Below are 21,099 nucleotides of genomic sequence, written 5' to 3'. Positions count from 1 at the left end.
GGGCCGCAATCGCGGCGCGCTACAGCGGGTCGTGCGCGTCGCTTGCGGTCGCGCCGGCTTCGTGTCGCCGTCGCATTCCGTGCGGCGCTAACGATCTTTGTGGAGTTCGATGATGTCTAACGACTTTTCCGGCCGGCGGCCGGATGCATTGGCCGAGCCCTCGCGCCGGCGTTTCGTCACCGGTCTGGCCGTGGGCGGCTTGGCCGCTGGCATGGGCCTGTGGCGCTCGCCCGCGTTCGCGGCGCCGGCGTTGGCCAGCGCGGCGCGCGAGTTGCGCGGTGTGGATTTCGACCTGGCCCTGGATGTCGCACCGGTGAATTTCACCGGTCGCGTGCGCCCGGCCGTCACCGTCAACGGTTCCTTGCCGGGGCCGATCCTGCGCTGGCGCGAAGGCGATACCGTCACCCTGCGGGTCGCCAACCGCCTGCGTGATACCAGCTCCATCCATTGGCACGGCATCCTGCTGCCGGCCAACATGGACGGCGTGCCCGGGCTGAGTTTCGATGGCATTCCGCCGGGCGAAACCTTCGTCTACCGCTTCCAGCTGCGCCAGTCGGGCAGCTACTGGTACCACAGCCATTCCATGTTTCAGGAACAGACCGGGTTGTACGGCGCGATCGTGGTCGATCCGCTGCAGCCGCCGCCGTTCCACTACGACCGCGAACACGTGATGCTGCTGTCGGACTGGACCGACCTGGATCCGGCGGCGCTGTTCCGGCGCATGAAGAAGATGTCGGACTACGACAACACCTACAAGCGCACGGTCGGCGACTTCGCTCGCGATGCGCGCGAGAACGGTTTGGCGGCGACCCTGCGCGACCGCGGCGAATGGGGACGCATGCGCATGACCCCGACCGATCTGTCGGACATCAACGCGCATACCTACACCTACCTGCTCAACGGCGCGGCGCCCGCGGGCAACTGGACAGGGCTGTTCCGCTCCGGCGAAAAGGTGCTGCTGCGTTTCATCAATGCCTCGGCGATGAGCTACTTCGACGTGCGCATTCCCGGCCTGAAGATGACCGTGGTCGCGGCCGACGGGCAGTACATCCATCCGGTCAGCGTCGACGAGTTCCGCATCGCCGTGGCCGAAACCTTCGACGTGATCGTCGAACCCTCGGGCCAGGACGCGTACACCGTGTTCGCCCAGGACATGGGCCGCACCGGCTACGCCCGCGGCACCCTGGCGGTGCGCGAGGGTTTGTCGGCACCGATACCGGCCAACGATCCGCGCGTGATCCTGACCATGGACGACATGGGCCATGGCGGCATGAGCCATGGCGGTCACGGCGCGTCCAAGCCCAAGGCGATGCCGGAAGGCAGCTGCGGCGCGAGCATGGGCATGGCCGGCATGGATCATTCCGGCCACGACATGGCGGGCATGGAGCACGATGGCGCGGGTCACCCCGCCAGCGAGGCCGGCAATCCGCTGATCGACATGCAGTCCATGAGCAGCACGCCGCGCCTGGACGACCCCGGCATCGGCTTGCGCGACAACGGCCGGCGCGTGCTGCGCTATGCCGACCTCAAGAGTTTGTTCGAGGATCCCGACGGCCGCGACCCCAGCCGCACGATCGAGCTGCACCTGACCGGCCACATGGAAAAGTTCGCATGGTCGTTCGACGGCAAGAAGTTCATGGACGCCGAGCCCTTGCGCCTGAACTACGGCGAGCGCATGCGCATCACCCTGGTCAACGACACCATGATGACCCACCCCATCCATCTGCACGGCCTGTGGAGCGATCTGGAGGATGAGCGCGGCGAGTTCCAGGTCCGCAAGCACACCATCGACATGCCGCCGGGCACCCGTCGCAGCTATCGGGTGCGCGCCGATGCGCTGGGCCGCTGGGCCTACCACTGCCACCTGCTCTATCACATGGAAGCGGGCATGATGCGCGAAGTGAGGGTGGAAGAATGAGCGCCTTCATTACTCCGCGTCGCGCCGTGTTGAGCGCCGCATTGACTTTGGCGTTCGCCGGTACCGCGACAGCTCAACACCACGGTACCCATGGCGCGCCCGCGCAAACCGAACCTAAGCCCGCGTCCACCGCAGGCGCGACGGACCACGCGGCGATGGGCCATCGAGCGCCGCCGAAATCGAGCGGCCAACACGGCGGCATGGACCATTCGAAGATGGGACACGTCGTGCCGGGCCAGGTCGAGAAGCCGGCCGAGAAAACCGACCATTCGGCGATGGACCATTCCAAAATGGAGCATGCCGCTCCGGCCGAGGCCGAGAGCCAGTCCGGCGGCATGGATCACTCGAAAATGGACCATGCCGCGATGGGCCACTCGCCCGCTTCCGCTGCTCCGCAGGCGCCGCGCGAGCCGATCCCGCCGGTCACCGATGCCGATCGCGCCGCGGCGTTCCCCGACTTGCAGCACCACATGGAGCACGCGCGCGAGCTCAACAGTTATGTGCTGTTCGACCGCCTCGAAGCGGGCGATGCCGAGCACGGTCGCAGCGAAGCCTGGGAAGCGACGGCCTGGTTCGGCAGCGATCTCAACCGCCTGTGGTTGCGCAGCGAAGGCGAACGCGAGGACGGCGTCACCGGCTCGGCCAATCTGGAGGCGCTGTACGGCCGCAGCATTTCGCCCTGGTGGGACGCGGTGGTCGGCGTGAAGCACGACTTCAAGCCCGGGCGCTCGCAGGACTGGCTGGCGGTGGGCTTACAGGGGTTGTCGCCGTACAAGTTCGAAGTGCAGGCCACCGCCTACCTCGGCGCCTCCGGACATGTCGCGGCCAATGTCGAGGCCGAGTACGACGTGCTGCTGACCAATCGCCTGATCCTGCAACCGCTGGTGGAGGTCGAGTTCAACGGCAGCCAGGACCGGGAACGCGGTGTCGGCTCCGGCTTGAGCACGCTCGAGGCCGGCCTGCGCCTGCGCTACGAGTTCAATCGCCATTTCGCGCCCTACGTGGGCGTCGTGCACGAGCGCGCGTTCGGCAATACCGCCGAGCTGCGGCGCGAGGAAGGCGAGCCCGCCCAGGACACCCGCGTCGTCGTCGGCGTGCGGTTCTGGTTCTGAGGGCGCGACCATGACGATCACGATCCGTAAGACGGCGCTGGCGATCGCCTGCGTCGCATTGGGCGCGGCTGCGGCCGCGGGCGGTTTGATCTGGTCAGGCGCGTACGACGTCAGCGCCGACGCGCCGCATACGCGGCCTGTCTACGCGGTGCTGGAAACCGCGCGCAAACGTTCGGTCGCCGTGCGCGCGCAAGAGCTGCAGGTGCCGTCGGACCTGTCCAGCCCTGAGCGCATCCGCCAGGGCGCGGGCAACTACGACGCCATGTGCGCCGGTTGCCATCTCGCCCCGGGCATGGACAGCACCGAACTCAGCCGCGGGCTCTATCCCGCGCCACCGGAGCTGAGCAAGGCCGCCATCGATCCGCGGCATGCGTTCTGGACCATCAAGCACGGCATCAAGGCCTCGGGCATGCCGGCCTGGGGCGGCAGCATGGACGACGAGTACATCTGGAACATGACCGCCCTGCTGCAAGCGTTGCCGTCGCTGGACGAAGCACGCTACCGCGCCCTGGTCGCCGAAAGCGGCGGACATTCGCACGGTGGCGGCGAAACCATGGCCGAAGGCGCGGACGATCACCACGACGCAACGCCGCACGGCCATGGGGACGGTGGCGACCATGGGCAAGCGGCGCATGCGGCCGGCGTCGGCGATGAACGCCCCCAGAAGCCGGCGAACGCCGCGGGCGCGCAAGCTGCGATGCCCGCTGCGCATCGTCATGCAGATGGCAAAGCGCATGCGGCGCACGGGTCCGCAGAAGCCGCAAAACCTGCAGCCACCGCGCCGGCTGCGACGGTGAAACCCGCGGCGCCGACCACGCCCAAGGCCACGCCGACTTCTCCACCCAAATCCACGCAGGAGCATGACGCGCATGAACACTCGCATTGACCGTCGCACAGCGCCGATCGAATCGGTCGTGAGCAGGTGCGCCATCGCATTGGGCGTGGCATTGCTGATCAGCGCCTGCAGCGGTGCAGCCGCGCCCGCCGCCACGGTTGCCGCAACCGCGGCGACCACGGCTGCGCCTTCGACCGGCAAGCCTGCTGCCGCCACCGCCGTCGCAGCACACCCGCACGATGCGCATACCGCGCATACCGCGCATGCGACGGCGAAGGCGAAGGCCAAGTTGCCGAAGATGGTGGTCCACAAGAGCCCGACCTGCGGTTGCTGCAGCCTGTGGGTGGAGCATGTGCGCGCGGCTGGATTCGAGGTCGAAGTGCGCGACCGCGAAGATCTGTCGGCCATCAAGCAGCGCCTTGGCGTGCCCTACGGCAAGGGCTCCTGCCACACGGCCGAGGTGGGCGGTTACTTCGTCGAGGGCCACGTTCCCGTTGGCGATATTCAGCGCATGCTGAAGGAACGGCCGCAGGCGCGCGGTCTGACCGTGCCCGGCATGCCGGCCGGATCGCCGGGCATGGAAATGCCCGACGGCCGCACCCAGGCCTACGCCGTGGAGCTGGTGACCGCGGACGGCGGCGTTTCGGTCTACGCCCGCCACTGAGCCCGGACGCGGACGGCGGCGACTGTCTTCGCCGCCGTCCGCAAAGGCTTGACTCTGGACCATGGTCCAGCCCGGAGACTGGCGCCACTCTCCACTTCCACAGGCTCAGCCGCCATGCAGATCGGTCAACTGGCCAAACGCGCCGGCGTTCCCATCGACACCGTGCGCTACTACGAACGCAACGGCATCCTGCCCGCGCCCGAGCGCCAGGCCTCGGGCTACCGCGCCTACGACGAACGCGATGTCGAACGCCTGCGCTTCCTGCGCCGCGCTAAAGCGCTGGGCTTCACCCTGGTCGAGATCCGCGACCTGCTGGCCTTGTCGGCCAGCCGTGGCGACGACATGGCCGGACTCAAAGCGACCGCGAGCGAGAAACTCGCCGACGTCGAGCGCAAGCTGGCCGAACTCGGCCGCATCCGCGACGGGCTCAGTGCCCTGATCGAAGCCTGCCCCGGACACGGCGCACTGGAACGCTGCCCCATCCTCGCCGCGCTGGCGCAGGAGGACGCATGAGCGCTCACGATCATCACGGCCATGCCCACGCGGCGCCGAAGCCTGCCGCGCCTGCGCATGCTTGCTGCGCGAACAAGACCGCCGCGAAGAACGACGCCGTCACCGTGATCGATCCGGTCTGCGGCATGCGTGTGGACCCGACGCAGACGCCGCACCACGCCTTGCACGAAGGCCACGATCACGCCTTCTGTTCGGCCGGCTGCCGCAGCAAGTTCATCGCCGATCCGCGCAAGTATCTGGCGCCGGCTCCCGCCGAACCGGTGGCGGTACCCGCGGGCACCGTCTACACCTGTCCTATGCATCCGGAAGTGCGCCAGATCGGTCCCGGCACCTGCCCGATCTGCGGCATGGCGCTGGAGCCGGACATGCCCAGCCTGGACGAGCAGGAGAATCCGGAACTGCGCGATTTCGGCCGCCGTTTCGCCTGGACGCTGCCGTTGAGTCTGGCGACGCTGGTGCTGGCGATGTTCGGCCACAACTGGCCGGCGCTGTCGACGGCGACGCGCACCTGGCTGGAATTCGCGCTGAGCGCGCCGGTGGTGCTGTGGGCCGGCTGGCCGTTCTTCGAGCGCTGCCTGGCCTCGATCCGCAACCGCAGCCCCAACATGTGGACCCTGATCGGCATCGGCGTGGCCGCGGCGTTCGGCTACAGCGCGGTGGCGACGATCGCGCCGGATCTGTTCCCGGCGTCGTTCCGCGAGCACGGCCGCGTCGGCGTCTACTTCGAGGCCGCCGCGGTGATCGTGTCGCTGACCCTGCTCGGCCAACTGCTGGAGTTGCGCGCGCGTTCCAAGACCTCGGCGGCGATCAAGCGCCTGCTCGGCCTGGCGCCGGAACATGCGCGCCGCCTCGGCGACGACGGCAGCGAAGAAGACGTGCCGCTGACGCAGGTGCAGGTCGGCGATCGCTTGCGCGTGCGTCCGGGCGAGAAGGTGCCGGTGGACGGCGAGGTGCTGGACGGCCGCTCCAGCGTCGACGAGTCGATGCTGACCGGCGAGCCTATCCCGGTCGCCAAGCAAGCCGGCGACGCACTGATCGGCGCCACCCTCAACGGCACCGGCAGCCTGGTGATGCGCGCCTCGCGCGTGGGCGCCGACACCGTGCTGTCGCAGATCGTGCAGTTGGTGGCGCAGGCGCAGCGCTCGCGCGCGCCGATGCAGCGCATGGCCGACAAGGTCGCGTTCTGGTTCGTGCTGGGCGTGCTCGGCATCGCCGCGGCGACGCTGTTGGGTTGGGGCCTGTTCGGCCCGGAACCGTCGTGGACGTACGGCGTGCTCAACGCGGTGGCGGTGCTGATCATCGCCTGCCCTTGTGCGCTGGGCCTGGCCACGCCGATGTCGATCATGGTCGCCAGCGGCCGCGCGGCGGAGGCCGGCGTGCTGTTCCGCGATGCGGAGGCGATCGAGCGCCTGCGCGAGATCGACACCCTGATCGTGGACAAGACCGGCACCCTGACCGAAGGCCGCCCCGCGTTCCGCGAAGCGATCGCGGTCGAGGGCTATGCGCCCGACGAGGTACTGCGCCTGGCCGCCAGTCTGGACCAGGGCAGCGAACACCCGCTGGCCGCGGCGCTGGTAACGGCGGCGCGCGAACGCGGACTGGGTTTGGAGGCCGCGCAGGACTTCGATTCGGCGACAGGCCTGGGCGTGCGCGGACGCGTCGGCGACCGCCGCCTCGCGCTGGGCAACGCCGCCTTGATGGCCGAGGACGGCGTTGACCTCGGCGCCCTCGCCGCGCGCGCCGAAACGCTGCGTGGCGACGGCGCCAGCGCGATGTTCCTGGCCGTCGACGGCCGCGCGGCGGGCGTGCTGGCGGTCGCCGATCCGATCAAGCCGACCACAGCCGACGCGATCCGCGCCCTGCAGGCTGCCGGCCTGAAGGTGGTGATGGCCAGCGGCGATGCCGCGACCACGGCGCACGCGGTCGGCCGCAGGCTGGGCTTGGACGGCGTGCACGGCGAAATGCGCCCGCAGGACAAGGCCGCGCTGGTCGAGACGCTGCGCGCCCAGGGACGGCGCGTGGCGATGGCCGGAGACGGCATCAACGACGCACCGGCGCTGGCCGGCGCCGACGTCGGCATCGCCATGGGCACCGGCACCGACGTGGCCATGGCCAGCGCCCAGGTGACCCTGGTCAAGGGCGATCTGAATGGGATCGTGCGTGCGCGTGCGATCTCGTCGGCCGCGGTCGCCAACATGAAGCAGAACCTGGCCTTCGCCTTCCTCTACAACGCCCTGGGCGTCCCGATCGCGGCGGGCCTGTTGTACCCGCTCACCGGCAGCCTGCTGAGCCCGATGATCGCGGCGCTGGCGATGAGCCTGAGCTCGGTGTCGGTGGTGGCCAACGCGCTGCGCTTGAACGCCGCCAGGATCGACTGAACCGCATACCGCGCCCCGCGCCCGTACCGGGGCGCGGTAGCGCCGGCCCGGGCTATGATTCCGGCAGACGATCCGGTCGCGGCCAGAGGAAGCCCCATGTCGATCCATTCCAAAGCCCGCCGCGACGCCAAGAAGCGCAAGGCCGCCAAGGCCGTGCGAGCGCCGGCCCCGGCCGCGATCGAGCCGCACGCGGAAATGCGCGACCGCAACGGCCAGCTCCTGGGCGGCATCGTGCGCCGCGACGGCGAATGGACGCTGGGCCTGGGCGGCCGCATCGTCGGCGGCTCCGACAGCGCCGCCAAGGTGCTGATCATGCTCAAGCGCGCCGCCGCCCTGCACGAGCGCGAGGGCGAAAGCGTGCAGCTGAAGTTCTCGCCCGCGCTCAGCGCCGCCGCCGCCCAGGAGGCCGCCGACCGCGGCCTGAGCTTCGAGCAGTTCGAGGCCGAGTTCGAGAAGGAACTGGCCGACGGCCAGCGCACCTCGCTGGACGCGCCCAGCGGCGGTAACGAAGCGGTGCATTGAGCCTCGCCTCCGGCGAGCGCATCTCAGTTCACCGTGTCGCGGCTCTCATTGCGAATGCGCACGGTGGCTTCGAGACCGCCGCCCTCGCGATTGCGTAACGTCAGGCTGGCACCGATCGAAGCGGCCAACTGCTGCGCGATGGCCAACCCCAGGCCGGTGCCGCCCGTATCGCGATTGCGCGATGCCTCCAGGCGATAGAACGGTTGCAACACTTTGTCCAGTTCGGCTTCCGGGATGCCCGGGCCGCGGTCGCGCACGCTGATGCGCACTTCGCCGTTCGCGTCCTGCGCGACATCGAGTTCGGCGGCGCCGGTGTATTTGAGCGCGTTGTCGATCAGGTTCGCCACGACGCGTCGCAGCGCATGCGGTCGTGTGCTTACCGGCGCGTCCACGCGCCCGCTCAGGGCGACGTCCTGGCCGGTGTCGCGGTAGTCGTAGACCAGGCTGTCGAGGAAGGCGTTGAGGTCGATGCGCAATGCCGGTTCCGAGGCGCCGTGGGCGCTGCGCGCATAGGCGATGCCTTCGCGCACCAGGTGCTGCATCTGCCGCAAGTCTTCGAGGCTTTTGTCGCGCGCGACGGATTCGTCCATGGATTCGACGCGCAGCTGCATGCGCGTGATCGGCGTTTGCAGGTCGTGCGAAATCGCCGCGAGGATCTGCAATCGTTCCTTGGTGTAATCGGCGATGCGATCCTGCATGGCGTTGAATGCCGACACCGCCTTGGCCACTTCGGTGGGACCGCCTTCTTGCAGGCGCTCGCCTTCGCCGCCGGGGCTCAGGGTTTCGGCGGCGGCGGCCAGCCGTTCCAGCGGACGCGTCGCCAGCCGAACCGCGATCCAGGTGCACAGCAGCAGCAGGCCTAACTGCGCGAGCAGTACGTAAGGCAGCCACTTCGCCAGCGGCATCACCGAGGGCTGTACCTCGATGAACATGGGCGCGCCGTCGCTGAGTCGCAAGTGGACCTGGAAGCGCTCGGGCTGCGCCGATACGGCGTTGGCCTGGATGGGATAACGCACGCCCAGCGCGACGCCGATGCGACGGCTCATGTCCCGCGCGGTATCGCTGGCCAAGGGGCCACCGCTCTGCCCAGGGCCAAGCTGATAGTGGAAGGTGCGACGGCGCAGCATAGGCAGCCAATCCGCGCGCTCCTGCGCCGGCAGGCGATCCAATAGTTTGACCGCGACCACCACGTCCTGTTCGAGGTTGGCGGCCAGCATCGACCTGGCTGCCTCGTAGCGTTCGTAAAACAGCAGGCCGAACGACAGCCCGTGCGCGATCAGCAGGCCGCTGACCAGGATCAAATACAGGCGCGAGGCGATGGTGCGCGGCAGCCAGCGCGAGGGGCGCGCCACGTTCATGCGCCCTCGCCCACCACCGTCACCGTGGCGCTGAACACGTAGCCTTCGCTGCGCACGGTCTTGATGTAGCTCTGCTCGCGGGCATCGTCCTGCAGGCGCTGGCGCAGACGGCTGACCAGCAGGTCGATGGAGCGGTCGAACGGCTCGGCATCGCGGCCCTGGGTCAGGCTCAACAACTGATCGCGGCTGAGCACGCGGTTGGCGTGGTCGAGGAACACGCGCAACAGCCGGAACTCGGCGCCGCTCAAGGCCACCGCCGTGCCGTCGGGGTCGAGCAGGTGGCGTGCCGTGGTGTCCAGGCGCCAGCGTCCGAACGCAAGGAACTGACTGGCTTCGGTCACCTGCAGATTCGGCGGCAGCATGCGCGTGCGTCGGATCACCGCCTTGATCCGCGCCAGCAGCTCGCGCGCGGCGAAGGGTTTGGTGACGTAGTCGTCGGCGCCCATTTCCAGGCCGACGATGCGGTCGGTCTGGTCGTCGCGGGCGGTCAGCATCACGATCGGGATGGCGCGGTGCTTGCCCGCGCGCAGGTTGCGCGCCAGAGTCAGGCCGTCTTCGCCCGGCATCATCAGGTCCAGCACGATCAGATCCACGGCGTTCGTATCCAGCACCGCGCGCATTTCGCGGCCGTCGGCCACGGCGGTGGCGCGCAGGCCGTTCTTTTGCAGGTAGTCCGCCACCATCTGCCGGATCTCGCGATCGTCGTCGACGACCAGGATGTGATCGAGGGGTTCCATTACGATTCCCGAGAGAGGGCTGGTGGCGGGCGCCACCCGCGATTATGCCGTTGGACGCCAGGACTTAGGCAGCCCGCGGCGGGCAGCGCACCGCCGTCAGCGCGCCGCCAGCAGTTGCCGGATACGCGCCTCGGTGGCCTCGTACGCGCCCTCGCCGTAGTGCCGGTAGACCACCCTGCCCTCGCGGTCGATCAGGTACAAGGCCGGCCAGAAGCGGTTGCCGTAGGCGTTCCAGGTCGCGTAGCCGTTGTCCTGCGCCACCGGGTACTCGATACCGTAGCGTTTCATCGCCGCCTGCACGCCGGCCGCGCCATGCTCCTCGTCGTACTCCGGCGTGTGCACGCCCACCACCACCAGACCCTGGTCGCGATAGCGTTGATGCCACTGCTTCACGTGCGGCAGCACATGGATGCAGTTGATGCAGGAATAGGTCCAGAACTCCACCAGCACCACCTGCCCCTTCAAACCGGCCATGGTCAGCGGCGCGCTGTTGAACCAACGGTCGATGCCGACGAACTCCGGTGCCGACACCGTTTGCGCTTGCGCCTGGGTGGCGTTCGCGCCGGGCGAACAGGCCGCGCCGGCCAGGCACAGGCACAGCGCGGCGATGATCGTTTTCCACATGGTGATCGCTCCTGGGCGGCGGCGCGGGTCAGGCGATCGCCAGCGCCACGTCGACGTTGCCGCGCGTCATGCGCGAGTACGGGCAGGTCTGGTGCGCGGCATCGACCAGTTCACGCTTGAGACCCGCGTCCAAGCCCGGCAGGTTCACGTGCAGAGTCACCGCCAACTGATAGGCGCCGGCGGCGGTCTTGCCCAGGGCCACCTCGGCGTCGACGGAGGCGTCTTCGGGCAACTTGATTTTGCGCGCCGCCGCGGCGAACTGCAGCGCGCCGATGAAGCAGGCCGAGTAGCCGATGCCGAACAGTTGCTCCGGATTGGTGCCCGGACGGCCGGAACCGGGCGAACTCAGCTGGACATCGACGGCGCCATCGCTGGACTGGCCGCGGCCGACGCGGCCGCCGGTGACATGGGTGTGGGCGGTGTAAACGACGGTTTCGAGGGTGCTGCTCATGATCATGACTCCAATGCTGGGGGAAAGGTGTGTTGCGGGACGTTGCGGCGTTGCGCTTGCGTGCGTTTGCTGGCCTGCGCCCACTTGCCGACCCAGCGCACCGCGACGGCGGCGCACAGGATGGCGAACGGAATCGCGTACAGCGTGCTCATGGTGGGAATGCGCTTGTAGAACGAGAGGCCGAAGATCAAGGCGATCGTCCACATGCCGGCCGTGTGCAGTCGCTTCCATGCCGTCGCCGACAGACGCTTGGAGACCGCATGGAAGGAGGTGACCGTCAGCAGCGCGATGACCACGTAGCCGATCGTGCCCGGCAGATTGGTGAGTCCGCCGCGGCTGGGCCAGAATTGTGGGTTGAGCGCGCCGTAACTGAAGATCGCGCCCAGGTGCACCAGGTGCGAGAACGCGAACGACAGGCCTATGTAGCGGCGCTCGCGCACCAGGCCGCGGGTGAATCCGTTCGGCACCAGGGTCGCCAGCGACGAGGCCACGAACGCCGCCAGGAACAGTACGAACGAACTGCGCGCGGTGGCGCGGATCACCGAGCGCATCGCCTCGGCCGGGTCGGCGTTCAGCGCCAGGATCAGCGCCGACATCGCCAGCACCAGGGCCGCCAGCAGCGCGAACAGCTTCCATCCGGTGAGGCTTGCGGTCTTAGACGGCATGGTTTTGCTCCGTTGGTATGTGGGTGCCCAGGACCACGCCCTGTGCATGCAGTTGTTGCAGTAGCGGCAAGCCGAACTGGATGAACTGCGCAGGCTCGTCCCCGGTTTCGGCGGCGAGCGCGGCCAGATGTTGCCGTCCCGTCTGCGACGCGCTCTGCATGCCCACCAGCAGTCGGTACACCAGCGGCGCGATGCGGGCGAAGCGCACCTGGTGATCGATGCCGCGATGCACCAGCAGCAGCGTCGGCTCGGCCGGCGCGGTGTCGGGCATGCGATCCGGACCGATCTCCGCGACCGGCCAGCGATAGGCCAGCGGCAGCGCCAGTGGCGACAGCACGGGTATGCCGTTCAGCAGGTCGCCTTGCGGATCGTGCGCGGGCGGCTGGGCATCGCTGACGTACAAGGCCTGCTCCACCCATTCGTAATGCGCCAGTTCGGGCAGCCACGGCGGCAGACCGTCGCCGCCACGGGCTTCCACATAGGCGACGAACTCCGCCGCGATACGCGCGAACAACGGCGTCTGCGCCCGGTGTTCGGCGTAGAAGCCGTGCACCAGCTCGGTCCAGCGCGCCTCGCCCAGGGTCTGGGCGATCACCGGGAAGCCGTTGCCCAGCAGACCGCGGATGTTGTTGAAGAACAGCTCGCGGTACACGCGCAGGCGGCGCGGTTCCAGGCCCGGCGGCGGCGCGTGGGCGACGGGATCGCGCAGGTGCCGCGCCAGGGTGTACTGCTGTTCGCGCAGGCGCTCAGACATGGGCCTGCTCCAGCAAGCGTGCGCGATCGGCGTAGGCGTGCTGCATCGAGCGGATGCGATCGGTTTCCGACAGCAGTTCGGCCATCGGCGGAAAATTGAAGTCGCGCTCCAGCAACGTCGGACGCACCCCGAAGCGGCGATAGGCGCTGGCCAGCAACGACCACACGTCGGATTTCACCGGCGCGCCGTGCGTGTCCACCTTCAGGTCGATGTCTTCGTCGTAGTGGCCGGCGATGTGGTACGAGGCGATACGCTCGCCCGGCAGACGCGCCAGGAAGGCCTCGGCGTCGTAGCCGTGGTTGATCGAGTTCACGTACAGGTTGTTGACGTCCAACAGCAGGTCGGTATCGGCCTCGGCCAGGACGGCATTGATGAAATCGATCTCGGCCAGCGCCTGATACGGCGCGGCGTAATAGGACACGTTCTCCACCGCGATGCGCCGGCCCAGCGCGTCCTGCACCTGGCGGATGCGCGAGGCGACGTGGCCGATGGCCTCGTCGGTGAACGGGATGGGCATGAGGTCGTACAGCTGCCCGTCGTCGTTGGTGTAGCTCAGGTGTTCGCTGTACAGCATGACCTGATGGCGGTCGTTGAACTCGCGGGTGCGGCGTAGCAGCTCGGTGTCCAGCGGTTGCGTACCGCCCAGCGACAGCGACAAGCCGTGGGCGCTGATCGGAAAACGCGCCGACAGCTGCGACAGCGACTCGCCGAAGCGGCCGCCCACGCCGATCCAGTTGTCGGGCGCGACTTCCAGGAAGTCCACGGCGTCGGCAGACAGATTCAGCAGCTCCGGCAGCAGGCCGCGGCGCAGGCCCAGGCCAGCGGAAGTGGAGCGAGCGTCGGTGGGGCTGAGCTTGGACATGACGGAACTCTCGAGTAGCGTCCCCACGGGATCCGTGGGGACGCGTCAGGGCGGCGGTTTATTCGTCGATGCCGGAGAACAGGCCGCGCGGAACGTCCTTGCCGTTGGCCTTGAAGGCGGCCTTCACGCTGTAGTACGCCTCGTGCTCGGAGATGTAGCCGTTGCGGTCGCTGTCCTTGCTCTTGAACGCGGCCTCGCCCTTGGGCACCACCTTCAGGAACTCGGCACGCGAAACGCGGCCGTCGTCGTCGGTGTCGGTCGCGGCGAAGCGCGCATCGCCGCATTGGCCTTCGCCGCACTTGCCTTCGGCGGTCTTCTTGCCGGCAGCGGTCTTGCCGGCACCGGCGCCGCACTTGCCTTCGCCGCACTTGCCCTCGGCGGCGGCATGGCCGGTGGCGAGCATGTAGCCCTGCGCCAGCGGCTGCATGGCGAAGGCCGAGCCGCTCAGAACCAGGCCGGTCAGGGCGATGCCGAGCGCGCCGGCGACGGTGTTGCGGGTGTGGTTGGAAGACATTGCGGTTACTCCAGGTTCGGTGCGGCCACGCCGCGGGGGATGCGTCGCGGATGCGGCGCGAATTTGGAAAGGGAGGGGAATCGGGCGATCGCTTAGGCGGTAGCCGTGCCAGTCAAGGCGGCATCGGAGCGCGGCTTGAGCAGCAATCCCATGCCGGCGATGGCCAGCGCGCCGCCGACCCAGGGCAGCAGCAGCGAGGTCGGCAGGCCGATCGCGATCAGCACCACGCCCCAGGCGGTCTTGCCGGCCGCAGTGGCGCTTACGCCGGAGCGACGGGTTGCGATGTAGCGGTCCAGGCTGAGGCGCCCTGCGCCGTTGAGCGCCAGCGGCAGCAGCATCGCCAGGTACAGCAATGGCAGCTTGTAGTTGCCGTAGCCGTCGTTGCTGATCGCGTAGCCCTGCCAAAGCTCGCCCAGGCTCGACCACTGTTCGGGCCAATGCACGGTGTAGATCGCCACCACCGTCAGCACCCACAGCGCGGCGGCGACGTAGCGCGTGCCCAGGCCCAGCAGCAGCGCGATCGCGCCGAGCAGCTCCACCCAGGTCGCCATCGTCCAGTTGAGGTTGGGGCCGAGCAGTGCGAACGGCTGCGGAAACTTGTCGCCCAACTCGGCGAACCAGTTCTGGCCCAGCAGCTTTTCGCGGCCGGCCTCGAAGAACTCCCAGGCCAGCAGGACGCGCAGGCCCAACGGCGCCAGCGATTGGCCGACGGCGTCGACGCGGGACATCAGGGGCAGTTGCACAGCGGCGGCAAGCGAGCGGTTCATGGGGAAGGCCTCGGCGATTCGGTGGCGCTATTTCGAACGCGGGCGGTATCCGGGAGGTGTCCGGCGACGGGCGGTTTTGTATGCAACCGTCGCGTTCCCGGCCGTGGATACAGTTCGATACAAACCAGGGGCCACCGCTGCGGCGAAGGCGTGCCGGCGACATCGATCCAGTACCGCGCATTCGTGCAGAATCGCAGGCGCGGCCAGGCATCCAGGAGAGCGACGCCGATGGATCTTTCGCAACTCGAACTGCACGACGCCAATTTGTTGGGCGTAACGCTCGACGCTGGCGCGCGCACGGTCGAGATCCGGCTGGCCTACTACGCGAGCGAACGGGCATCCTCACGAACTCTGGGCAGCCTGCGCTTTTCAGGCGTCAGCCAGTTCAATCAAGTCGCCGACCTGGAACGGCTGGCGGATCACGCGTCGGCCGGCAACGTGATCCAATGGAGGCAGGCGGAGCGCTCCGGCGCGGCTTGCCTCCATCTCGTCGGTGGGCTGATCGCGGTGACCGCCACGTCGGTGGAGTTCGTCGCAACCTGATCCGCTTATCGAATCCGGCGCAGCACAGATATCGGACGGCCATGGCCACTTTCTCGCCCAAGGATCTAAAGTCCCGTCACGCGATCCTGTCCGGAACGCCGGGCGACGTATCGATCACGATCCTGATGCGCCCGTTCCTGCGCGGGCACGAGATCGTCGACACCGCGATCCGCCTGGACGGCATCGCCCTGCCCTCGAACCTGCTGCGCGATCTGGCCGGGAAATCGTTCTATTTTCCGGTCAATCCCGATGACGGCTACATCGACGGGTCGGTCTATCTGGAAAGCGCGCATCATCCGGTCGATGTCACCTCGCTGAACTTCAGCGCAGCGCGCGACGGCAGCCTCACCCTCATCGTGAAAGGGGTTTACGTGTTCGATTTCGAAGGCCTGGACGATCTTGAGCGCGTGTCGTTCACGCTGGCCGCGACCGTGAGTTCGTGCGCGCTCTAATCGCGAGACTGCGCCGATCGCGGCGCAGATTCGCTCAGAACCGAGCGCCATTGTTCTCGCGGATTCGATTCTGCGGCGCCCCAAAAGCAAAAGCCCCGACGAGTCGGGGCTTTTGCGTTCTTGCTGGCGTCCCCACGGGGATTCGAACCCCGGTCGCTACCGTGAAAGGGTAATGTCCTAGGCCTCTAGACGATGGGGACAAAACTGATTGTTCTTGCAGCTAACTCGTCGAAACCCTTTCACTGTGTTCGAAGAGTGGTGGAGCCAGCCGGGATCGAACCGGCGACCTCTACAATGCCATTGTAGCGCTCTCCCAGCTGAGCTATGGCCCCACGTGCTGGAAAGACGAAAATTCTAGCTGGCGTTCAGCGATGTCGTCAAGCGTTCATCGCTAAATTTTTTGCCGCCCCGCCAGGCACTGCGTTGAGGGGTGTTCCCGGCGGTCGAATCTCGACCGGGCGCAATGTTGCCATGCCATGACCACGTTCGGCTAGATACTCGAGCCACTTTCCTAAAAAAGTGTTCATGCGCATGCGGTGGCCGATCAGCTCCGCCGGCGGCGGGTACAGGCCGATCACGTCCTGCCAGCGGCGGCCGACGTAGCAATTGGTCGCTTCCAGCTGGTGGGCGTCGTTGTACAGGCGCAGCCAGGCGGAGGGATCGGGTTCGCCGGTGAGCGGGTCCAGCAGCGCATAGGTCATGCGCAGCTCGGTGGTGTAGCGGTGCTGCTCGATCACGTCCAGCTGCAGGTCCAGGCCGTCCCCGATCGAGGACAGGTAGGTGCCGGCGGCCAGATCGGCGGGCGCGAACAGGCGCGTGAGGCGGCGGTGGTTCTCCGCGTACAGCCCCATCAACCAACCGAAACGGGTCAGTCGCGGGATGCGCGCGGAGCGGGCTGCGAGCGATGTCATGCAGGCGATGCTACACGCGCGAAACGCTTTGCGGCAGCGTTGACGGACCTGCCGCAGAGGCCTAAGTTAAGGGTTCGGGCCGTATCATAGGCCGCACATCGAAACCGCTTTCGCGCCGACGTGCGCCGGGGCCGCACAAGGCGGCCCTCAGAACATCTCGCGGTGGATCCCCAACGTCGTCAGCACCTTGCTCGAGATCTCCTCGATCGAGGTATGCGTGGTGCTCAGCGTGGGAATGCGCTCGGCGCGGAACATGGTCTCGGCCGCGGCGACCTCGCGTTTGCAGGTGTCGAACTGGGCGTAGCGCGAGTTGGGCCGGCGCTCCTGACGGATCTGCTGCAGACGCACCGGGTCGATGGTCAGGCCGAACAGCTTGTTGCGGTACGGGCGCAGGCGCGGCGGCAGGCGGTCGTGTTCCAGGTCTTCCTCGGTCAGCGGATAGTTGGCCGCGCGTACGCCGTAGTGCAACGCCAGGTAAACGCAAGTGGGGGTTTTGCCCGCGCGTGAAACCGCTACCAGGATCAGGTCGGCCTCGGCGTAATCGATGTTCTGGCCGTCGTCGTGGGTCAGGGCGAAGTTCATCGCGTTGATGCGGCGGTGGTAGGTATCGAAATCGGCGATGCCGTGGGCCTGGCCGATGCGGCGCTGACGGCTCTCTTCCAGTTCGCGCTCCAGCGGCTCGATGAACGGCGCGAACACGTCCAGCATCAGCGCCCCGCTCTCGGCCAGGGCCGCGCCCACGTCGCCGTCCATGCAGGAATTGATCACGATCGGGCGCACGCCGTGGGCCTGGGCGGCCTCGCGGATCTTGGCTCCGACCTCGCGGGCGCGCTCGACGCTGTCCACGAACGGGATGCGGTCGGTCACGAACCGGGTTTCGGTGAACTGGGTCAGCAGGCTGTGGCCTATGGTCTCGGCGGTGATGCCGGTACCGTCCGAAACGTAGAAAACCGGCCGCGTGCCTGCCATCGCTTACCCCTCCAAAACCGCGTTCCAATACGAAAAAGCCCGTCGGATCAAGCTTGTATGCACCCGACGCAGCGGCGATCATATCCGCTTGGCCGCGACCGGACGCGTCCCGCCCCCCTTGGAGACAGTGTGCCTTGAACGAGAACATCCTCTGGCTGCACGCGCTGCGCCTCAACGATCTGGCCCGCGTAGGCGGCAAGAACTCCTCGCTAGGCGAGATGATCGGCAACCTCGCCAACCTCGGGGTCTCGGTGCCGGGCGGTTACGCCACCACGGCCGAGGCCTTCAAGGACTTCATCGCCCATAACGACCTGCACCAGCGCATTTTCGACCGTCTGGCGACGCTGGACGTGGAGGACGTGCCGGCCCTGACCGCGGCTGGCGGACAGATCCGCGGCTGGGTCATCGACGCGCCGCTGCAGCCGGCCCTGGACCAGGACATCCGCGCCGCCTACCGCCAGCTGTGCGCCGACAACGGCGGCAGCGATGTCGCGGTGGCGGTGCGCTCCTCGGCTACCGCCGAAGACCTGCCCGACGCCTCCTTTGCCGGCCAGCAGGAAACCTTCCTGAACGTGACCGGCGAGGACGACGTGGTGCGCAAGGTCAAGGAGGTCTTCGCCAGCCTCTACAACGACCGCGCCATCGCCTACCGCGTACACCACGGCTTCAAGCACGAGGACGTGTTCCTGTCCGCCGGCGTGCAGCTGATGGTGCGCTCCAACGTCGGTTCCTCCGGCGTGCTGTTCACCCTGGACACCGAATCCGGTTTCCGCGACGTGGTCTTCATCACCTCCAGCTACGGCCTGGGCGAGATGGTGGTCCAGGGCGCGGTCAATCCGGACGAGTTCTACGTCTACAAGCCCACCCTGAGCCAGGGCAAGCCGGCGATCCTGCGCCGCTCGATCGGCGCCAAGCAGCTGCGCATGGTCTATTCCGACCAGCCCGGCGAGCGCGTGCGCATCGAGGACACCCCGGCCGAGCTGCGCAACCGGTTCTCGATCGACGATGCCGACGTGCACGAGCTGGCCAAGCAGGCGCTGATCATCGAAAAGCATTACGGCCGCCCGATGGACATCGAGTGGGCCAAGGACGGCGTCAGCGGCAAGCTGTTCATCGTGCAGGCGCGCCCGGAAACGGTGAAGTCGCGCGCCAAGGCGACCCAGATCGAGCGCTACCAGCTGACCTCGCGCGGCCCGGTGGTCGCCGAGGGCCGCGCCATCGGCCAGAAGATCGGCAGCGGCGTGGCGCGCGTGGTGCGCAGCCTGGACGACATGGCCCGCGTGCAGCCCGGCGACGTGCTGGTGGCCGACATGACCGATCCCGACTGGGAGCCGGTGATGAAGCGTTCGGCCGCGATCGTGACCAACCGCGGCGGCCGCACCTGCCACGCGGCCATCATCGCCCGCGAACTGGGCGTGCCCGCCGTGGTCGGCACCGGCAATGCGCTGGAGACGATCAAGGACGGCGAGACCATCACCGTCAGCTGCGCCGAGGGCGACACCGGCTACATCTACGACGGCGCCCTGCCCTTCGAGCGCCACGTCGCCGACCTGGAGAAGATGCCGCCGGCGCCGCTGAAGGTGATGATGAACGTCGCCAACCCGGAGCGCGCCTTCGACTTCGCCATGCTGCCCAACGCCGGCGTCGGTCTGGCGCGCCTGGAGATGATCATCGCCAGCCACATCGGCATCCATCCCAAGGCGCTGCTGGAGTACACGCAGCAGGATGCGGCGACCAAGAAGAAGATCGACGAGAAGATCGCCGGTTACGGCGACGATCCGGTGCAGTTCTACGTCGATCGCCTGGCCGAGGGCATCGCCACCATCACCGCTTCGTTCGCGCCGCACCCGGTGATCGTGCGCCTGTCGGACTTCAAGTCCAACGAATACGCCAACCTGATCGGCGGCTCGCGCTACGAGCCGCACGAAGAGAATCCGATGATCGGCTTCCGCGGCGCCAGCCGTTATGTCGATCCGTCCTTCACCGATGCTTTCGCCCTGGAATGCCAGGCTGTGCTCAAGGTGCGCGAGCAGATGGGCCTGACCAATTGCTGGGTCATGATCCCGTTCGTGCGCACGCTCGATGAGGGTCGCCGCGTGGTCGAGGTGCTGGAGAAGAACGGGCTCAAGCAGGGCCAGAACGGTCTCAAGATCATCATGATGTGCGAGGTGCCGTCCAACGCGCTGCTGGCCGACGAATTCCTGGAGATCTTCGACGGCTTCTCAATCGGTTCCAACGACCTGACCCAGCTCAGCCTGGGCCTGGACCGCGACTCGGCGATCGTCGCTCAGTTGTTCGACGAACGCGATCCGGCGGTGAAGAAGCTGCTGGCGATGGCGATTTCGGCGGCGCGCGCGAAGGGCAAGTACGTCGGCATCTGCGGCCAGGGCCCCAGCGATCACCCGGATCTGGCGATCTGGCTGATGGACCAGGGCATCGAGTCGGTGTCGCTGAACCCCGACACCGTGGTCGACACCTGGCTGCGCATGGCCAAGGCCAAGGCGAGCTGAGCCGGTGACGGCGAAAGTCCCGCCGGTGCAGGTCGACGTTCCCACCTCGCTGGCGGAGCTGAAGGGCATCGACTGGCTGGGCATGCTGCAGGCCGCTGGCCTCAAGCTGGCCGGCGCGCTGGCGGTCCTGCTGATCGGGATCTGGCTGGCCAAACGCCTGTCCAACGCACTCGACCGCGCCATGGCGCGCGGTCATATGGAAGCCACCCTGCGCGGCTTCCTGCGCAACATCGCCTACGCCGGCATGGTGGTCGTGGTCACGACCTCGGCGCTGTTCACGCTGGGCGTGTCGCCGGCCTCGGTGCTGGCGGTGCTGGGCGCGGCGGGCTTGGCGATCGGCCTGGCGCTGAAGGATTCGCTGTCCAATATCGCCTCGGGCGTGATGCTGATCATGCAGCGCCCGTTCCGGGTCGGCGATTACGTGCAGGCGGCTGGGATCGAGGGCACGGTCGATCAGATCCGCGTGTTCCAGACCCGTCTGCGCACGGTCGACAACCGCACCGTGGTGCTGCCCAACAGCCTCATCACCACCGCGCCCATCGTCAATTTCACCGCCAACCCGCGCCGCCGCATCGACATCGCGGTGGGCGTGGGCTACGACGACGATCTGCAGAAGGCGCGCGAGACGCTGCTGGGCGTGGCCGCGGCGCATGCCAAGGTGTTGAAGGAGCCCGCGCCGGAGGTGCTGGTGGTGGCGCTGGCCGAGAGCAGCGTCAACCTGGAGTTGCGCGTGTGGGCCAAGACCGCCGACGTGCTGCGCACGCGCAGCGATCTCAACGAAGCGGTGCGCAACGACATCATCGGCGGCGGTTTGAGCATTCCGTATCCGCAGCGCGATCTGCATGTGTATCACCACGACGCCGACGGCCGTCCGTTGTCGGATGTGCTGGTGAATTCGGTCGCCGACGACGGCGACGTGGTGCGGCCGGTCAAGCCGAAAGCCTGAGTTCGCGGTGCCCTGCTTTGGGGTAGGAGCGGCGTGAGCCGCGCCCCATGCAACCGGCCGGAGATTCGATCGCGACTCACGTCGCTCCCACAGG

General features: G+C 67.7%; 22 protein-coding genes and 2 tRNA genes. 11 read left to right on the top strand and 13 right to left on the bottom strand.

The window, feature by feature from the left end; all coding sequences use genetic code 11:
* The first annotated feature begins 109 nt into the window (after nt 1–109).
* The 7 genes from LVB77_RS12130 to LVB77_RS12100 all read left to right on the top strand — a co-directional run bounded on the left by LVB77_RS12130 (nt 110) and on the right by LVB77_RS12100 (nt 7,942).
* The gene (locus tag LVB77_RS12130; protein ID WP_232906365.1) at nt 110–1,918 is read left to right on the top strand and encodes a copper resistance system multicopper oxidase; all 1,809 of its coding nucleotides are present in this window, start codon (nt 110–112) and stop codon (nt 1,916–1,918) included.
* A 215-nt stretch (nt 1,919–2,133) separates the two neighbouring features.
* Entirely contained in the window at nt 2,134–3,030 is an 897-nt protein-coding gene (locus tag LVB77_RS12125) for a copper resistance protein B (RefSeq protein WP_343226237.1), read from the top strand.
* Nucleotides 3,031–3,088: 58 nt separating this feature from the next.
* Nucleotides 3,089–3,916 carry a cytochrome c gene (locus LVB77_RS12120; RefSeq protein WP_232906363.1) on the top strand — a complete coding sequence of 276 codons (828 nt, stop codon included), beginning with the start codon at nt 3,089–3,091 and terminating at the stop codon, nt 3,914–3,916.
* A 55-nt stretch (nt 3,917–3,971) separates the two neighbouring features.
* On the top strand, nt 3,972–4,529 hold the full coding sequence (locus LVB77_RS12115) for a DUF411 domain-containing protein (protein WP_232906362.1): 558 nt from the start codon (nt 3,972–3,974) through the stop codon (nt 4,527–4,529).
* Nucleotides 4,530–4,643: 114 nt separating this feature from the next.
* A complete protein-coding gene (locus LVB77_RS12110; protein ID WP_232906361.1) occupies nt 4,644–5,042 on the top strand; it encodes a heavy metal-responsive transcriptional regulator in 399 nt (132 codons plus the stop codon).
* 125 nt (nt 5,043–5,167) lie between these two features.
* The gene (locus tag LVB77_RS12105) at nt 5,168–7,420 is read left to right on the top strand and encodes a heavy metal translocating P-type ATPase (RefSeq protein ID WP_232910276.1); all 2,253 of its coding nucleotides are present in this window, start codon (nt 5,168–5,170) and stop codon (nt 7,418–7,420) included.
* A gap of 96 nt (nt 7,421–7,516) precedes the next feature.
* Nucleotides 7,517–7,942, top strand: coding sequence for a hypothetical protein (locus LVB77_RS12100; protein ID WP_232906360.1), 426 nt, complete (start codon nt 7,517–7,519; stop codon nt 7,940–7,942).
* Between the two features lie 23 nt (nt 7,943–7,965).
* On the opposite strand, the gene LVB77_RS12095 is transcribed toward LVB77_RS12100, so the two are convergent.
* From LVB77_RS12095 to LVB77_RS12055, 9 genes are all read right to left on the bottom strand, one after another.
* A complete protein-coding gene (locus LVB77_RS12095) occupies nt 7,966–9,300 on the bottom strand; it encodes a HAMP domain-containing sensor histidine kinase (protein ID WP_232906359.1) in 1,335 nt (444 codons plus the stop codon).
* Nucleotides 9,297–10,037 carry a response regulator transcription factor gene (locus tag LVB77_RS12090; protein WP_232906358.1) on the bottom strand — a complete coding sequence of 247 codons (741 nt, stop codon included), beginning with the start codon at nt 10,035–10,037 and terminating at the stop codon, nt 9,297–9,299. The genes LVB77_RS12095 and LVB77_RS12090 overlap by 4 nt, the downstream gene beginning before the upstream one ends.
* A 96-nt stretch (nt 10,038–10,133) precedes the next feature.
* The gene (locus LVB77_RS12085; RefSeq protein ID WP_232906357.1) at nt 10,134–10,661 is read right to left on the bottom strand and encodes a thioredoxin family protein; all 528 of its coding nucleotides are present in this window, start codon (nt 10,659–10,661) and stop codon (nt 10,134–10,136) included.
* 28 nt (nt 10,662–10,689) lie between these two features.
* Nucleotides 10,690–11,112 (bottom strand): organic hydroperoxide resistance protein, encoded by a 423-nt coding sequence (locus LVB77_RS12080; RefSeq protein ID WP_232906356.1) that lies wholly within the window; start codon nt 11,110–11,112, stop codon nt 10,690–10,692.
* Between the two features lie 2 nt (nt 11,113–11,114).
* Nucleotides 11,115–11,777, bottom strand: coding sequence for a ferric reductase-like transmembrane domain-containing protein (locus tag LVB77_RS12075; protein WP_232906355.1), 663 nt, complete (start codon nt 11,775–11,777; stop codon nt 11,115–11,117).
* Nucleotides 11,767–12,531 (bottom strand): putative DNA-binding domain-containing protein, encoded by a 765-nt coding sequence (locus LVB77_RS12070; RefSeq protein ID WP_232906354.1) that lies wholly within the window; start codon nt 12,529–12,531, stop codon nt 11,767–11,769. Before LVB77_RS12070 ends, LVB77_RS12075 begins: the two co-directional genes overlap by 11 nt.
* Nucleotides 12,524–13,393, bottom strand: a complete 870-nt coding sequence (locus LVB77_RS12065; RefSeq protein ID WP_232906353.1) for a DUF692 domain-containing protein — start codon at nt 13,391–13,393, stop codon at nt 12,524–12,526. The genes LVB77_RS12070 and LVB77_RS12065 overlap by 8 nt, the downstream gene beginning before the upstream one ends.
* 58 nt (nt 13,394–13,451) lie before the next feature.
* Entirely contained in the window at nt 13,452–13,907 is a 456-nt protein-coding gene (locus tag LVB77_RS12060) for an EF-hand domain-containing protein (protein ID WP_232906352.1), read from the bottom strand.
* A 92-nt stretch (nt 13,908–13,999) separates the two neighbouring features.
* Complete coding sequence (locus LVB77_RS12055; RefSeq protein WP_232906351.1) at nt 14,000–14,674, bottom strand: DoxX family protein; 675 nt, start codon at nt 14,672–14,674, stop codon at nt 14,000–14,002.
* Nucleotides 14,675–14,902: 228 nt separating this feature from the next.
* Between LVB77_RS12055 and LVB77_RS12050 the strand changes: the two genes are divergently transcribed.
* Together LVB77_RS12050 and LVB77_RS12045 are read left to right on the top strand one after the other, a co-directional pair.
* Nucleotides 14,903–15,217, top strand: coding sequence for a hypothetical protein (locus tag LVB77_RS12050; protein WP_232906350.1), 315 nt, complete (start codon nt 14,903–14,905; stop codon nt 15,215–15,217).
* Between the two features lie 125 nt (nt 15,218–15,342).
* Nucleotides 15,343–15,669: a hypothetical protein gene (locus LVB77_RS12045; protein WP_232906349.1), complete on the top strand. Its 327-nt coding sequence runs from the start codon at nt 15,343–15,345 to the stop codon at nt 15,667–15,669.
* A 124-nt stretch (nt 15,670–15,793) separates the two neighbouring features.
* Here LVB77_RS12045 and LVB77_RS12040 read toward each other — a convergent pair.
* The 4 genes from LVB77_RS12040 to LVB77_RS12025 all read right to left on the bottom strand — a co-directional run bounded on the left by LVB77_RS12040 (nt 15,794) and on the right by LVB77_RS12025 (nt 17,549).
* Nucleotides 15,794–15,869, bottom strand: a tRNA-Glu gene (locus LVB77_RS12040).
* A 56-nt stretch (nt 15,870–15,925) separates the two neighbouring features.
* Nucleotides 15,926–16,001: transfer RNA gene (locus tag LVB77_RS12035), tRNA-Ala, on the bottom strand.
* Between the two features lie 45 nt (nt 16,002–16,046).
* Entirely contained in the window at nt 16,047–16,580 is a 534-nt protein-coding gene (locus tag LVB77_RS12030) for a DUF1249 domain-containing protein (RefSeq protein WP_232906348.1), read from the bottom strand.
* A 147-nt stretch (nt 16,581–16,727) separates the two neighbouring features.
* Nucleotides 16,728–17,549, bottom strand: coding sequence for a pyruvate, water dikinase regulatory protein (locus LVB77_RS12025; RefSeq protein ID WP_232906347.1), 822 nt, complete (start codon nt 17,547–17,549; stop codon nt 16,728–16,730).
* Nucleotides 17,550–17,683: 134 nt separating this feature from the next.
* Between LVB77_RS12025 and ppsA the strand changes: the two genes are divergently transcribed.
* Together ppsA and LVB77_RS12015 are read left to right on the top strand one after the other, a co-directional pair.
* Nucleotides 17,684–20,059 carry a phosphoenolpyruvate synthase gene (gene ppsA / locus LVB77_RS12020; RefSeq protein WP_232906346.1) on the top strand — a complete coding sequence of 792 codons (2,376 nt, stop codon included), beginning with the start codon at nt 17,684–17,686 and terminating at the stop codon, nt 20,057–20,059.
* A 4-nt stretch (nt 20,060–20,063) separates the two neighbouring features.
* On the top strand, nt 20,064–21,005 hold the full coding sequence (locus LVB77_RS12015) for a mechanosensitive ion channel domain-containing protein (RefSeq protein ID WP_232906345.1): 942 nt from the start codon (nt 20,064–20,066) through the stop codon (nt 21,003–21,005).
* Nucleotides 21,006–21,099: the final 94 nt, after the last annotated feature.

This window comes from Lysobacter sp. 5GHs7-4 (assembly GCF_021284765.1).
Classification (GTDB): Bacteria; Pseudomonadota; Gammaproteobacteria; order Xanthomonadales; family Xanthomonadaceae; genus Lysobacter.
The sequence above is the reverse complement of the archived record's forward strand: the minus strand, read 5'-3'. Positions and strand labels throughout refer to the sequence as shown.